General features: G+C 32.5%; 11 protein-coding genes. 3 read left to right on the forward strand and 8 right to left on the reverse strand.

Going from position 1 to position 14,521, the window contains the following annotated elements:
* Positions 1-53 precede the first annotated feature (53 nt).
* The 3 genes from BMY33_RS11805 to BMY33_RS11815 form a co-directional block, all read right to left on the reverse strand.
* Positions 54-1,163 (reverse strand): serine hydrolase domain-containing protein, encoded by a 1,110-nt coding sequence (locus BMY33_RS11805; protein WP_091408626.1) that lies wholly within the window; start codon positions 1,161-1,163, stop codon positions 54-56.
* 114 nt (positions 1,164-1,277) lie between these two features.
* On the reverse strand, positions 1,278-1,661 hold the full coding sequence (locus BMY33_RS11810) for a DUF3037 domain-containing protein (RefSeq protein ID WP_091408628.1): 384 nt from the start codon (positions 1,659-1,661) through the stop codon (positions 1,278-1,280).
* Positions 1,651-2,430: a HipA family kinase gene (locus tag BMY33_RS11815; RefSeq protein WP_091408630.1), complete on the reverse strand. Its 780-nt coding sequence runs from the start codon at positions 2,428-2,430 to the stop codon at positions 1,651-1,653. The genes BMY33_RS11810 and BMY33_RS11815 overlap by 11 nt, the downstream gene beginning before the upstream one ends.
* Positions 2,431-2,630: 200 nt before the next feature.
* Here BMY33_RS11815 and BMY33_RS11820 point away from each other — a divergent pair, with 200 nt between their 5' ends.
* The 3 genes from BMY33_RS11820 to BMY33_RS11830 are packed head-to-tail and all read left to right on the forward strand — an operon-like array spanning position 2,631 to position 6,730.
* Positions 2,631-3,116: a T9SS type A sorting domain-containing protein gene (locus BMY33_RS11820; RefSeq protein WP_091408633.1), complete on the forward strand. Its 486-nt coding sequence runs from the start codon at positions 2,631-2,633 to the stop codon at positions 3,114-3,116.
* 4 nt (positions 3,117-3,120) lie between these two features.
* The gene (locus tag BMY33_RS11825) at positions 3,121-4,929 is read left to right on the forward strand and encodes a hypothetical protein (protein ID WP_091408634.1); all 1,809 of its coding nucleotides are present in this window, start codon (positions 3,121-3,123) and stop codon (positions 4,927-4,929) included.
* Between the two features lie 7 nt (positions 4,930-4,936).
* The gene (locus tag BMY33_RS11830; RefSeq protein ID WP_139195644.1) at positions 4,937-6,730 is read left to right on the forward strand and encodes an autotransporter outer membrane beta-barrel domain-containing protein; all 1,794 of its coding nucleotides are present in this window, start codon (positions 4,937-4,939) and stop codon (positions 6,728-6,730) included.
* Positions 6,731-6,811: 81 nt separating this feature from the next.
* Here the strand turns inward: BMY33_RS11830 and BMY33_RS11835 are convergent, their stop codons facing one another.
* The 5 genes from BMY33_RS11835 to BMY33_RS11855 all read right to left on the reverse strand — a co-directional run bounded on the left by BMY33_RS11835 (position 6,812) and on the right by BMY33_RS11855 (position 14,508).
* A complete protein-coding gene (locus BMY33_RS11835) occupies positions 6,812-7,531 on the reverse strand; it encodes a DUF547 domain-containing protein (protein ID WP_091408639.1) in 720 nt (239 codons plus the stop codon).
* 379 nt (positions 7,532-7,910) lie between these two features.
* Positions 7,911-8,480 (reverse strand): cysteine hydrolase family protein, encoded by a 570-nt coding sequence (locus BMY33_RS11840; protein ID WP_091408641.1) that lies wholly within the window; start codon positions 8,478-8,480, stop codon positions 7,911-7,913.
* 141 nt (positions 8,481-8,621) lie between these two features.
* Positions 8,622-9,299, reverse strand: a complete 678-nt coding sequence (locus BMY33_RS11845) for a DUF2490 domain-containing protein (RefSeq protein ID WP_091408643.1) — start codon at positions 9,297-9,299, stop codon at positions 8,622-8,624.
* Between the two features lie 25 nt (positions 9,300-9,324).
* On the reverse strand, positions 9,325-11,277 hold the full coding sequence (locus tag BMY33_RS11850) for a S9 family peptidase (RefSeq protein WP_091408646.1): 1,953 nt from the start codon (positions 11,275-11,277) through the stop codon (positions 9,325-9,327).
* A 12-nt stretch (positions 11,278-11,289) separates the two neighbouring features.
* Positions 11,290-14,508 carry a WD40/YVTN/BNR-like repeat-containing protein gene (locus tag BMY33_RS11855; protein WP_091408648.1) on the reverse strand — a complete coding sequence of 1,073 codons (3,219 nt, stop codon included), beginning with the start codon at positions 14,506-14,508 and terminating at the stop codon, positions 11,290-11,292.
* Between the last annotated feature and the right edge of the window lie 13 nt (positions 14,509-14,521).

Here is a 14,521-nt window from a genome sequence, read left to right on the forward strand (position 1 = left end):
GGGTTAAAAATGTGTTAACGTTTTTGATTTAGCTATTTTTTAGTGGAGGTTCTTTATTTTAAATTCTTAATGATTTTATTAAAAAATAAATTTGAAGAATTATCTAGAAGAACAAAACTTGTTTTCTTTTTAGTGTTTCTTACAAAATAAGAATTAGCCGCTAACCAAACTCCATTGTGCATTACAGTATCTTCGTTTAGAATCACCCAACCAAATCCATAGTTCGATTTTTTACCATTATTTAAAGTAGGCTTTTTAAAAGCTTCTTTCAAGTTTTCTTCACTGATAAGATCATTTTGATACCAGAATTTATCCCAAATAACAAAATCTTCTATACTACTAAAAACAGCACCATCTCCTGCAACGCCGTCAATAAATGTGGGTTTAATCTCTCTAACCTCTCCTGCCATATCTTCAAAACCATCAGTTTTATGTTTAAATGTTGTATCCTTGGATAGTAAATTCCAAACTCTGGTGTTTTTCATTCCTAATGGAGTAAAAATTCGTTCACTCATAAAATCTTCAAAAGATTGATTAGAAATGATTTCTATAATTCGAGCAAGCAAAATATAATTTGTATTAGAGTATTGGTACTTCTCATTAGGTTCGAAATTAATTTTTGGGTGATTTTGAACTAACAGATCTATAGCTATTTGATTAGTGAGAATATCAATACTATCTTTATTCTTTTCTGCAAGACTCATATATGCATCCGGAACTCCTGAAGTTTGATTTAATAAGTGTCGAATAGTTACTTTTTGATATGGAAAATTTGGGATATATGTGGTCACTAGATCGTCATAATCTAATTGTTTTCTCTCTTTTAGTAGCATAATACCGCTAGCAGTAAATTGTTTAGAAACTGATGCTAATCTAAATGAGGATTTACTGGTTAGTTTTATATTTCTTGAAACATCTGTAAATCCATAGGTTTTTGCAAGTAGAGGGATGCCTTCTTTTGTAATTAAAATGCCTCCATTGAATTTTCTGTCATTATGAAGCTCCACTAACCATTTATCTATATGTTCAACTTTTTCAGTTTGACCAGCATCTTTAGGAATTTTTAATTCAGGAACTTGTAAATAAAATACAAAAAACCAAATTACAAATCCAATTACAGCAGTTATACCTATTAGAAAAATATATAGTATTACTTTTTTCATATATAATAACGATCTTTATAGTATATACTATAAGTATGAAAATAGATTTTTTCGTTACTATATTTTTTAATTCTAGTTTATTGCCAAAAGAGAATTATAGGCAGAACATAAACATTATAGCACATAGTTTTTAAAAAGAAGATCTAATTCTTTCTGAGGATCATTACATATTCCAGGATGTGTTTTAGAGCTCTGAATAATTGTACTTCTGCAAGCAGTTAGCCAACGGAACCGATCGGATAATTCTAATTTTCCGATTGCACCACCAGAAGGAGTTCCAATGCTAATTAATTCCCAAGATTTAAGATATTCCTCTAAATGTTCCAAGGTTACTTCACTTGAAAAAGCTTTTAATTTATTTGGGTCAATATGATATTTGACTTTAAGAAATTTTTTTCTTTTAGAGAATAGAATGACCCCTACATTAAAGAATTCTTCACGCTCCACTTTGGGAACGAATCGTATAATTGCGTATTCAAATGTACATCTATCTTGCATCTTCAGCTTCTTTTACCAATTCATCAATTTTAGAAAGTCTACTATGAATAAATTCTATATATGCAGCCCTCATATCATTTGGACTTAAGTCCTCAGACTCATCGATTAACCAATCTTCCGGTATTTTGGTAATAATTTCATTGATCTTTTCGTGAGTCATATGTAATGTAATCTCTTTGGCTGCTTGTGGTAGTTTATCAGCACGTTCCAGTAATACATGATCTTTTATAATAGGAAACGTTCTCTCTAGATGATTTCGCCACTGTTTCCAATTGTGATGAAAATAAAAGCTAGCACCGTGATCGATAAGCCATAATTCTTTTTTCCAATTAAGTAAATTTGTGTTTTTTGCAGTTCTATCAATATTACTAATGATGCTATCTAATAATACTACTTTTGATGCAGTCATTCCATCTGCAATAGAGACTAATGGATCGTACATGATAGCTTCTGATAAGAAATGCAATCCTAGATTAAGTCCAACACTAAACTTAAGTAAATCCTGAATTTCTTCATCTGGTTCAGTTTTATTGAAGGAATCATCTAGATTCATGAACACTAATTCCGGAACTTTTAACCCGATAGATCTTGCTAGTTCGCCACCGATGAGTTCAGAAATTAAAACCTTTTTACCTTGACCAGCACCTCTAAACTTTAATACGTATAGAAATTCATCATCCGCTTTTACAATAGCTGGTAGAGAACCACCTTCTCGTAATGGTTGTATATATTGTACGACATCTACAGTCCTAATATCAATAGTATTCATAGGGATCTAATATAATAAAAAGATGCAACCATTATATCAAGTAAAGGGTAGATTTTTTATGATAATAATATCGGGGAAAAAACCTTTTTTTAAAGATGGTTAGATGAAAAAACAGGTATAAATACCTATGTAACTAATGATTCTTTTTGGTCTAATTGGCATTTAATTTATGTAGTTTTAAAATATTAAAACATTTATATATGAAACATAATTACATACCCTTTATGGTTTTGATGCTTTTTTCTTTTGGAATCACATCGATGATTGCACAAGAGAATTTTGTGTCTTCTAGTGACAATGCAACTGGAGCAAGTGGAACATCTAGTTTTTCTGTTGGACAAACTTTTTATACTACCACGCAGAATGCTAATGGTTCATTGTCGGAAGGAGTGCAACAAGCCTTTGAAATTGAAACATTGAGTAACCCTGAATTCGAATTAGTAAAACTTGGGGTGAAGACGTATCCCAATCCTACTACTGATAGATTAATTCTTTCTGTAGAAGAAATTGATGTTAAGAATACAAGTTTCGAAATTCATGATGTTCATGGAAGATTAGTTATTAGTAAAGCTATTGATAGTAATACGAATGTTATCGAAATGAGTTCCTATGCTTCTGGAATTTATATCTTAACAATGAAGATGCAAAACACCCCTTTAAAAACTTTCAAAATCATAAAAAAATAAACCGATGAATAAAATAATTACTTTTTTAATTTTTGTGTGTACTATAAGTATTACAGCACAAAATTCATACAGAATTAATTATCAGGCTGTTGTTAGAGATGCTGGTAATATAGTAGTAGGAGATACCAATGTAGGAGTACAAATCAATATTCTACAAACATCTGCTTCGGGTACTTCTGTGTATTCGGAGAATCAGAGTGTGACGACTAACATTAATGGTCTTGCTAGTTTAGTTATTGGTAATGCTGCTGGTTTTGATTCTATTGATTGGTCTGCTGGACCTTATTTCATAAGAATAGAGATAGATCCTGCAGGAGGAACAAGTTATACATTATCAACAGTTAATCAACTTTTAAGTGTTCCCTATGCATTGCATTCGGCTACAGCAGATGTTGCAGCAACAGCGAATTATAATTCTTTAACAAATTTGCCGACAATAATAACCCCAGCACAAGCTGCTAAAATTGATTTTATCACTGTTACATCAGCAGTAAATATAGATCAATTACAAACAGATGTAACTGCCAATAATGCCAAAGTTACATTTCCTGGATTTGGAACTGTGCCTGGTACAGCTTTAGAAGGAGATAATGTGATATGGACTAAATCGATGACCGATGATATTTTTTATAACGCTGGTAACGTCGGAATTGGAGTTGATGAATCCAGTAGTTTTAGTGGATCTAAGTTGCACGTAGGAGGTCCTATTTTGTTTGATGGAACTCCGGCAGCAACGGTACCAGGAAGTTTGTATTATGATAACACAGGTAGTGGAAGCTTTCATTATATAGACAATACAAATACAGATGTAACTATCAATACAGGAGCAGTGACGTATGCGGGTGGATTATGGAGCATAGAGAATGGAGATGCTGTTATTAGTAATGATGTGTTTATTCAAAATAGTCTTGGTGTAGGTCAGGATATATCAACAGGTGTTGATTTTGGATTTAACACACTCCTTCTTGCAGAAAATAACTTGAGAATATTATTTGATGATAGCGACGATATTTCTGGTACATTGCCTGCTAATGATTGGCAGATAGAAATAAATGAAACTGCCAACGGTGGAACTTCTCATTTTGCGATCGTTGATGTCACAGGAGCAACAACTCCTTTTAAAATTCTTGCTGGAGCAGCTGAACACTCTTTATTTGTGGCAACTAATGGTAATGTTGGACTAGGAACAAATAATCCAACCAATAAATTAGAGGTTGTAGGAGCTATTAAAGCCGATTCTTTTATAGGAGATGGCTCTGGAATAACTGGAATTGCTACAGGTACCGGTGGTGTTACTAATGCTGGGGATACAACTATTGCAGCAGATAATGATGCAGATACTGTTGGAGAAATTGCTTTTCAGACGCAAAATATAACTCGAATGACTGTTAGTAATACTGGGTTTATTGGTATTGGAACAACAACCCCATCAGTAGCTTTAGATGTAATTGGTGATGCCAAAGTAGATAATATGACCCTTAATGGTAATGCTTCGGTTCAAAGCATTGTGATTACTCCTAATGTAGAAACATCGGCTACAACTTTTCCTACAACTTATGATGTAACGGATAAAAGTTTTGTTACCCTTGATGGTCAAGCAGCTTCTTCAATTCAAGCATTTTCAGGAGGAATAACAGGACAATCAATAATTGTTACAGCTTTAACGTCTACAATTACATTAGAACATAATGCAGGAACAGCAGCACAGAATTTTCAATTAGCAGGAAATGCTAATATCATACTAACTGCAAATAGTAGTGCCACATTTGTTTACGATGGTACTAATTGGTATTGTGTAGGACTTAACAACTAATAAGAATATGAAAAAGATATTTATAAGCCTATGCTTGTTAATGATTACAACAAGTATACATGCACAGGCACCAGAAAAATTTAGTTATCAGGCAATTATACGAGATGCATCTGATGCATTAGTTATTGCTACTAATATATCCGTACGTCTTAGTATTGTAGAAGGTAGCGTAACTGGTACTACGGTATATAGTGAAACTCATAATTCCATGACTAATTTTGCAGGAGTAGTAAGTTTGTTGATAGGAGATGGTACTATTATTTCAGGATCATTAAATGGAATCGATTGGGGAAGTGACTCTTACTATATTAGAACGGAAACCGATCCTACCGGAGGAACTAATTATGATATTATAGGTACAGCTCAATTAATAAGTACATCTTTTGGACTGACCAGTAAAAATACAGATAGAGCCTTGAGTTTAGATTACAATAATTTGACTAATACACCTGCGACAATAACGACGGGACAAATTGATAAAGTAAATTTCTTAAGTATTACATCCGCTGCAGATTTAAATCAGGTTTTGACAGCAGTATCTGCTAATACAGCTAAAACTTCTTTTCCAGGATTTGGAAATACTACAGGAACAGCATTTGATATTATATGGTCGAAAATAGGAGATCATGTGTATTATGATACTGCAAAAGTTGGTATTGGTTTTACCGATGCTATTACTTTTGGTAGTGCTGTTTTGGGAGTTAAAGATGGAATGATCTTAAGTAATACGAATGATGTAGTGGCACAAGCAACTCCTGGTTCTCTTTTTTATGAAAGCAGTGCAAAGGGTTTTATGTTTTATTACGATAATACAGGAGCATTAAAATCCTTAGGAACTGATGAAATTACTTTTAATACAAGAAATAATGTTTTTATTGAAGAATCTATTGTTAAAAACCGAGTAGCCATAGGCGATGATGTAATGACCGGAATGGATTTTGGAGAAAATGATATGATTTTATCAGATGATACTATAGGTATTCGGTTTTTCGATACTAGTACTAGTGCAAGTTTTCCAAGTATTGATTGGTCTATACAAATCAACGATATAGCTGATAATGGGGAAAATTATTTTGCAATAAATGATATTGATGGCGGTAGAACTCCTTTTAAGATTATGGCAGGAGCACCTAATCAATCTTTAGAGATTAATGCTAACGGGAATATCAATATTGGTAATCTGATTCCTACTGAAAAAATCGAAGTAGGCGGTAGTGTTGCAGCTACTTCTTTTGTTGGTAGTGGAGCAAACCTTACTAATCTTACTGGAGTAGGTACAGCAACTACATCTAATATAGGAAGTACTACTATTGGAGCAGATAATGATGTAGATACGAATGGTAGTATTATTTTCGAAACTGAACAAAACACTAAGTTTCGTATTGAAAATGATGGATCGATAAATAATGGAATTGCAGACGTTTCAAACCTTTTGAGTATTAATGGAGATGCCAATTTTACCGATTTGACTGCGCAAACTCTCTCTGTAGGGGGGGCTGTACAAACTCCTGTATTTACAGAAACAAGCGTTGGTAATTTTACAGGGTATGATTTAACAAATAAATCTATTGTACTTATAAATAATGGTTCTAGTGTTACTGTTTTTGGATTTATTGGAGGAGTAACTGGGCAAAAGGTACATTTGATTAATATTCATCCTACTACTACCATAACGATATTTCCAAGTCAGGTTCTTTTACCCGCATCTTTGGGTAATCCTGTCTTGAATCAAAACGAAAGTATAAGTCTTATATATAATGGATCTAATTGGATCGTTACTGATTTTGTAGGTACTCCTTAGTTTTAAAATATTTTAGATAGAAATTAGAAAAGCCCTTTGTTTTTAATAAAGGGCTTTTTGTTACGTATAAGTTAGGAAAAGTTATTCTCTCTCATTTAAACTCCAGTCATATTCCAAGTAATTCATTTTTGATGACTTATCGATTTTTACTTTTGAATATCTATTGATGTAACTTTTAATATCTCCATTATCAAAATCTTTAGCGTACCAATCAAATACTTTTGAAATGTTCACTTCATTATTGGTGATGATATTTTTAGAAGGGTCATTAATATATTCAATAGTCCTTTCTTCTAAGGCTTTAGTAATGTTTCTATTAGTATAGGCTCTATTCCATAGTTTTGGAGAAGAAGTTGCAGCACAATTAAGTAAGAAGTGAATTCTAGGTTCATCCATTTTTCTTAAAATGGTGTGCTCAATATCATCTAGACTATATTTTATATTATTTATTTCAATTGATTTTTTCTTCCAGGGATTTTTAAGATCATTTATTGATTTAACAGGATAATGATCAATAATCATTTTCATTACAATAGCATTATATAAATTTACCCAGTAAGCAAGTTTTTCGGTGTCGTCAGAGTTTTCTGATGGATAATTAGTGGATAAGGATTTAAAATATTTATCAAATAAAAATTTATCTCTAATAAAACCTTTATAATCTACTTTACCATCATTAGATACATTTAGTAATAAAAGCTGATCCCAAACCATATGATCTATATGATTGTTTTGTGCTTCTAAATTAGAGACAAAGCTTAATATGGCTATTATTGCCAGTAATAAATATTTCTTTTTCATGTTAATGACTTAACTATTAGAATTGTTTTTAATCTATCAACTAATATTACCCAAAACATCCGAGATATATTATTTTAATTTTCAGTAGTTCTAACCGCATTTTAATAATTAGATTAAGGGAAAATTCACCTTTATTTTAAATTACGGCTTTACCGTAAATGTAATATTTTTAACGCTAAAAAGCAAATAATATCGATTAAATGTTGCTTTGTGCTGTTTGAACAACTGTTTTTAGTGTTGCTATAGATTTTTAAACTGTTTAAACATGATGAAATTAAACACAAAATTTATTACGGATTAGAGATGTAAGTTTGATGTAATAGTCTTATACTATTAATATATTAAAACAAAAGAGATTTTTATTGTTCAAAGAATTGAACTATGAAAGTTTAATAATTTCCTCTGTTTGCACAATGGTTGCAAATTCATCTTTAAGATTTGCAATTTCGATATCATGAACCGTTTGAGCACTATATCTTTTATCATTAAAACCGATTTTATCAAATGCAGCTACAGCATCTTCAATTAAAAAAGTGTTAAACCCATAATTAGAAGCCATTCTGGTGCTAGTAGATACGCAGTGCTCTGTAGTTAATCCAGCAATAACCACATTCTTAATATTAGCATTTTCTAACTGTGTTTTCAGATCTGTACCTATAAATGCACTGTTTACATCTTTTTCGATGATTGGTTCATGATCTTGTGGAATAATAAAATCTTGAAAATCATTACCAGGTTTTCCTTTAGCTAATGGAGATTCAGGATTGGAAGAACAATGTTTTATGTGATAGATTGGTAATCCATCTATTCTCCATTTTTTCAATAACGCCTCTATGTTTTTTTCTGCATTAGGGTTATTACGTTCTGTTCCATAATATCCAGGATTGTTAATACCCCTTTGTACATCGATAAGTAGTAATGCTGGATTATCTTTTTTTGTAAGTGTCATAGTTTTGTTTTTTAACCTTTGGAAAACTGAAAGTCTTATTATCAAAATGAGTCTGTCAATTTTTTTAAATTTTTAATTCAAAAAAATATCGACAGACCCTATTTGATATCAATCTATTTTAAGATATAATTTTTTTATTATTTATTCCTTTTTTCTAAAGTCGGTATTGTAGATAATTCCTAACTGTAATCGATCAAAATTGATACCCGTAAAATGATTCTTTAAATACCCAAATTGAATACTGAAGTTTGACTTTACATTATATCCAACCGCTCCATATAAACGATTTTGCCCAAAAATAGGTTCCTGCAAATTAATAAAAACTTCATCGTAAACATTTATGAACCACTTGTCATTAAAAGGATAGGTCAGTTGTAATCTATATCTAGCCCGATGTTCGGTGAAATCATCAACTTGCGTACTAATAAATCGTTGCTCTAACCTATATCGATGTTCGAATTTTACTTTTCCAACTTTATTTTTAAGAATAAATTGCTCAAATATTCGATGCTCATTGCTATTTTCTTCATCAGGAATATCCGCAAAGGTTCCATCAGTATTGATATAACCATATCCGATAGTTGCTATCGCATTTTCAGTAAGATGATAATTTAAACCAGTTCGCAATAGTAATTGATTAAAAGTATTAGCGACCTCGTAGAAACGAAATTGAGCTTCTGAATGAATACTTAATTTATCTGTTATTCGATTCGTTCCAAAATACATATACCAAGCGCCGAAGTCATCTTCTCCAGTATCTTGGGCATTAGCATATGTAATAGTCATTAGCACCGTTAGGAACACAATTGTTTTTTTCATAAATATATTTGGCAATAGTATGTTATTAAGATTCTGATTCTACAGTTTTTGTTTCAGATTTTCCGTCATTAATGATTTCTGATCCAGGTTCTTTTAGATATTTATCTAAGAATTTTAGGATTCTTCCGTAGGCTTCAATTTGATTTTCCTTTTTTACAAACCCATGTCCTTCATCTTCAAATAATACATATTCTACAGGAACACCATTTTTCTTAACTCCTGCGACTATTTCATCTGATTCTACCTTTAGAACTCTAGGATCTTTAGCTCCTTGTAAAACAATTAAAGGTTTTGTTACTTTTTCAGTATGAAATAATGGTGAAATTTGACGTAATCTTACTGAATCAGCCGTATTAGGATCTCCCATCTCTGTATATAAAGCATCTTTAAAAGATTCCCACCATGGCGGAATACTTTTTAGTGTTCTTAACCAGTTAGTAACTCCGAATATATTAACGCCCACTTTGAAGTCTTCAGGAGTATAAGTCAGCGCTGCCATAGTCATATATCCTCCATAGGAACCACCAATAATTCCTATTTTATTAGCGTCGATAATATCTTGTTGCGCTAACCAATCTTTTCCAGCTACACAATCTTTTAGATCTTTATCTCCATGATTCTGGTCGTCCATTTTGTAAAATGTTTTTCCGTAACCACTACTTCCTCGGTTATTTACTGCTAGAATTGCATATCCGTGATTTACATAATATTGAATTTGTGAACTAAAGCCTTGTCTGGATTGTCCTCCAGGACCACCGTGTACCCATACTAACGCAGGTACCTTATTATCAGCAGTTGCCTGCTTTGGTTTATAGTATATTGCAGGGATTTCTAATCCATCAAAGGATTTAAAACGTACTACTTCTGATGCGACTAGATCATCCTCATTAATATCTTTATTCAATACATCTGTTAGTTGATAATACTCTTTAGAAGCCACATTATAAGAATATACATTTCTTGGAGTACTCGATCCAGAGACATTTAAAAAAGCCATAGTTTCATCTCTAGAAAAACTAGCACTTGAAATTTCTTTGTTTTCAAATGAAGGGAACTCTATCGCTTTACCAGTAGCAGCTTCTTTTACATCCATTACAGTTTTTGCATCTTCATTGGTAAACATCACCTGATATTTTCCATTTCGGGTAAAATAAAATGAATTAATATCCCATTTTTTTTCTGCTATTTTTTCTTTTGTACCATCTATAAGATTGTATTTCATTAAATAGCTAAACTCTGCATTGTCATCAGTAGTAAAGTAGAATGAAGCATTATCAGGAGAAAAATCTTGCGGTTGGTTACCACTTATATTCTCATTAATTTTAATTTTCTCATTGGTTGCCGTATTCATTATATACAGATCGACATCGTTTGTTGTAACCGCCTTGGTTAGGGCAATGTATTTTCGGTCTTCAGACATACCGCCAAAATCCATCCCATCGTTATTCTGATAAATCATTTTAGAAGTAAAATCAGCAATATTCATTTCATAATGATCCATATACTTGGGATCTCGTTCATTACTTCCATAAAAGAAACTTTTTCCATCTTTTGACCAGCCTCTAAATAAAGCTCTCACATTTTTTTCTGGTGTTAATCGTGTAATACCAGAACTATCTTTAAGAAAGATTTTATATATCTCATCCCCATTACCGTCCATTCTAAATAGTATTCTATCGTCCTCAGGGAAATAAGAAATCCCAAAAATGGAAGAACTATCTGATTTTGTAACTGGAATGAGTTCACCACCTTTAACCGAAGTGGTATACATGTTGTAAATTCCAGAACGGTTGCTGGTCATAAGTACTTTAGACTTATCATTAGAGAATCCATTTGAAAATGCATTTTCATTGTCCATAAATTGTTCAATTGAGTATTCTTCAATTGCAATGGGTGGAACAACAATTGCTTCTTTCTTTTCTTTTTTACAGGAGTAGAGTAGTAGCACTCCAATTCCTAGGATAATGAGTTTTTTCATGATTTAAAATGTTTATTTGATTGTGAAAGTTTTTATCTCCTTAAACGGAGATGTTTCTAATTTCTCTATTGCTTCTTGGTATGGTTTCCAATCTTTAGTAAAGAAAGTATTTGTTTTATCTAAAGCTTCTTTTAATGCATTATTTGCATGTTTTATCAAAGTTTTTTCGGTAACTGTTAAGCCATTTTGTCTACTACCTGTATACCATCCAGCAGTACCAAGGCGTTGCATTACAGTTATTTCTGGGTTACGAGTAATTCCTTGCCTTTTATCTTCTTTACCTAGATAAATAGCTATGGTAGAATCAATTTTTTTAATAATATCTTTAGAAGACTTAATTTGATCTTTAAACTTCTTTTTATCTAGTTTTTTAAGCTCTTTTTGATATTTAGAAGCTACTTCTTTGCTTTCTACTAGTTGCTTAACCGCATCAGCGACTGTTTGCCTCATAGATTCCAAGTTTTTAGAAGCAGCATATATTTCATTTATGTTTTGCTGAGAAACCTGTAATCTAGGATCTGACTTAATTTCTATACTAGTTTCAGATTTTTGATCACCATATTCCATTAGTAATTTATAAGTACCAGGTTTAACACTAACTCCACCAGGTTCTCTTTTAGATTTCTGAATCTTTCTAGATGGTCTGTCTACACCTTTTTCATCCATAAACCAACGCATTTTATGAATTCCAGTAGAATCCGGAGTTTTCTGTTTAAGTGTTCTGATTAGTCTATCACCATCATATATTTTTAAATGTATAGAATCCCATTTCACCTTTTTTTCTTTGTTTTCATCCACCTCTTCTTCATTGTTTTCTTTTTCATCTTTCGAACTCTTCTCTTTTTTAGACGCTTCTTTTTGTTCTACGGTTACAAAAAAGGAAATATGGGCACCAAAATCACGATTCTCCCCGTTATAGACAGCATCAGCACCAAAACGACTTCCTGTAGGTTGTTGATAAGCTGCTTGATATGCAGTTGGAGGGTTAAATAATTGTAGTTTTTGATTAAGAATATTTTTATTCTTTGCTAGTGCACGTAAAGGTCTAATATCATCTAAAACCCATGCAGCTCTACCAAAAGTTCCTATTATCAGATCGTGTTCTCTAGGTTGTATTACCAAATCTTTTACAGAAACTGTAGGGAAACCAGATGTCCATTTTGTCCATTTGTTACCTGCATTTAGAGAAATATATAATCCGTCATCTGTTCCTAAGAAAAGTAAGTTTTTCTCAATAGGATCTTCTACAATACTCAAAGCATAACTTTTTACATCTCCACTATCTACTATACGTTCCCAAGTTTTCCCATAGTCTACGGTTCTATATGCATAAGGAGTGTAATTAAATCTTCTATAATCGTTAGCTACCAAGAGAGCTTCTCCTTTTTTCTTATTAGAAGCTTTAATTTGAACGATCCAACTACCACTTGGCAATCCTTTTATATTTTTAGAAATATCAGTCCAGTTTGCGCCACCATTTTGAGTAATATGAACACGACCATCATCTGTTGCTGCCCAAAGCATATTTTGCTCTAAAGGTGAAGGTTCTATTACTAAAACGGTACAATGATTTTCTGCTCCAGTAGCATCCATTGTTAAACCGCCGCTTTCTGCTTGTTTTAGTTTTTCTGGATCATTCGTGGATAAATCAGGAGAGATTACTTCCCATGTTAATCCTTTGTCCTTACTCTTATGAACAAACTGACTTCCAAAATATAATGTGTTATTATCGAAAGGATCAATATTGATAGCAGCATTCCAATTAAAACGTAATTTTACTTCAGGATCTGAATGAGTTGGTTTAACTGTATAATTATTACCCGTCATCCAATCATAACGACTTACAAACCCTTGTTGACTCATAGACCATCCATATCTGGAGTCATCTTTATCTGGTACTACATCAAAACCATCTCCAAAAGATATTTCTTGCCAATAAGAATTTCTAATTCCTTGAGCTTTCCATACATAAGCGGGACCTCTCCAACTACCATTATCTTGCATACCTCCATATACATTATACGGATATTCGTTGTCTACATTAATGTGATAAAATTGAGCAACAGGTAAATTTCCTATAAATCTCCAAGTTTTTCCTCCGTCTCGTGTAATATTTAAACCTCCATCATTACCATCGATCATAAAATTACCATCTTGAGGATGTATCCACCATGCATGGTGATCTGGATGCACTCCATTATCAACACCATAAGCAGGCATTAATTGTTTGAAATTTTTTCCTCCATCTTCTGATACATTTACATATGTAAATACTGAATATACTCTGTTTTCATTCTGAGGGTCTACATATATTTCTGAATAATAGAAAGGACGATTACCAATGTCATTTTTATCATTAATTTTTTTCCAGTTAAATCCTCCATCTTCAGATTTATATAGAGCATTTTTCTTTGCTTCAATTAATGCGTAAATAATATTAGGTTTATTCCTAGATATAGCAATTCCAATTCTTCCTAGATCACCTTTTGGTAATCCATCTTTATCTGTTCTTTCTTGCCAAGTTTTTCCTCCATCATGAGTAATATATAATCCAGAACCTTCACCTCCTGATTTAAAAAACCAAGGGTCACGTTTGTGTTCCCATAAAGCAGCAATTAATTTATTAGGATTGGTAGGATCCATTACTAGATCTGCAGCTCCTGTTTTATTATTTGCAAAAAGAACTTTGTTCCAGGTTTCTCCTCCATCAGTTGTTTTAAAAATTCCTCTTTCAGGATGTATTCCCCAAGGAGAACCGATAGCCGCAACATATACAATGTTTGGATTAGTAGGATCGATTACTACTCGATGAATATGACGAGTTTTTTCTAATCCCATCAACTTCCAGTTTTTACCACCATCTAAGGATTTATAAATACCGTAACCTCCATTAAGACTATTTCTTGGATTACCTTCTCCCGTTCCAACCCAAACTACAGAAGGATTTGATTGTTGAATAGCAACAGCACCAATCGAAGAAGTAACTTCCTTGTCAAAGACGGGTTTCCATTTAATTCCACCAGATGTGGACTTCCATAATCCTCCAGAAGCTGTTCCTGCATACATAATATCTGGATCAGAAGTAACAACGTCGATAGAAGTTACACGTCCACTCATCCCACCAGGACCAATATTACGCGGATGTATTTTTTTTACATAATCCATAGAAAACTCTTGTGCAGAAGCAGAGGATATTAGGATAAGAGATAATAGAAATAGTAATCTTTTCATTTTATAGAGTGAG

It is taken from the genome of Aquimarina amphilecti, from assembly GCF_900109375.1.
Classification (GTDB): Bacteria; Bacteroidota; Bacteroidia; order Flavobacteriales; family Flavobacteriaceae; genus Aquimarina; species Aquimarina amphilecti.

Coding starts and splice junctions, on each gene's coding strand:
- BMY33_RS11805 (WP_091408626.1), bottom strand. CDS start 1,163: ATGAAAAAAGTAATACTATATATTTTTCTAATAGGTATAACTGCTGTA.
- BMY33_RS11810 (WP_091408628.1), bottom strand. CDS start 1,661: ATGCAAGATAGATGTACATTTGAATACGCAATTATACGATTCGTTCCC.
- BMY33_RS11815 (WP_091408630.1), bottom strand. CDS start 2,430: ATGAATACTATTGATATTAGGACTGTAGATGTCGTACAATATATACAA.
- BMY33_RS11820 (WP_091408633.1), top strand. CDS start 2,631: ATGAAACATAATTACATACCCTTTATGGTTTTGATGCTTTTTTCTTTT.
- BMY33_RS11825 (WP_091408634.1), top strand. CDS start 3,121: ATGAATAAAATAATTACTTTTTTAATTTTTGTGTGTACTATAAGTATT.
- BMY33_RS11830 (WP_139195644.1), top strand. CDS start 4,937: ATGAAAAAGATATTTATAAGCCTATGCTTGTTAATGATTACAACAAGT.
- BMY33_RS11835 (WP_091408639.1), bottom strand. CDS start 7,531: ATGAAAAAGAAATATTTATTACTGGCAATAATAGCCATATTAAGCTTT.
- BMY33_RS11840 (WP_091408641.1), bottom strand. CDS start 8,480: ATGACACTTACAAAAAAAGATAATCCAGCATTACTACTTATCGATGTA.
- BMY33_RS11845 (WP_091408643.1), bottom strand. CDS start 9,299: ATGAAAAAAACAATTGTGTTCCTAACGGTGCTAATGACTATTACATAT.
- BMY33_RS11850 (WP_091408646.1), bottom strand. CDS start 11,277: ATGAAAAAACTCATTATCCTAGGAATTGGAGTGCTACTACTCTACTCC.
- BMY33_RS11855 (WP_091408648.1), bottom strand. CDS start 14,508: ATGAAAAGATTACTATTTCTATTATCTCTTATCCTAATATCCTCTGCT.